Annotated in this window: 1 protein-coding gene; it reads left to right on the top strand. The window is 74.0% G+C overall.

Features of this window, described 5'->3' with window-relative positions:
• Nucleotides 1-454, top strand: a 454-nt coding sequence (locus ACL02O_RS34410) for a DUF4190 domain-containing protein (RefSeq protein WP_412822357.1), incomplete at its 5' end; no start/stop codon positions are given.
• Nucleotides 455-508: the final 54 nt, after the last annotated feature.

Genomic DNA, 508 nt, shown 5'->3' on the forward strand with positions numbered 1-508 from the left:
GACCTCGGGCCAGCCGTACGGCCAGCCCACCTCCGGCCAGCCGTACGGCCAGCCGACCTCGGGCCAGCCCTACGGCCAGCCCGCCTCCGGCCAGCCCTACGGCCAGCAGCCGTACCAGGACCCGTACGCGCAGCAGCCGTACGGCGCCGCGCCGCAGTACCCGGCCGCCGGCTACCCGCCGGCGCAGGGGCAGAACAACACCCTCGGCCTGATCGGCATGATCGCCGGCATCGTGTCCATCGTGTTCGCCTTCTGCTGCACCCCGCTCGGCATCATCGGCGGCATCGCCGGCGTGGTGCTCGGCGTCATGGGCCAGAAGAAGGTGCAGACCGGCGAGGCGACCAACGGCGGCCAGGCCAAGGCGGCCCTGATCTGCGGCGGCGTCGGCATCGTGCTCTCCATCATCAGCGCCATCGCGGGCGCCGCGATCAACCTGAACAATCTCGGCTCCTGACCCGAACCCCGGGAAGGGGCGGGGGGGGGGGGGGGGGGGGGGGCCTCCCCCCCC

The sequence above is a fragment of the Micromonospora mangrovicola genome, from assembly GCF_047200535.1.
Taxonomy (GTDB): Bacteria; Actinomycetota; Actinomycetes; order Mycobacteriales; family Micromonosporaceae; genus Micromonospora.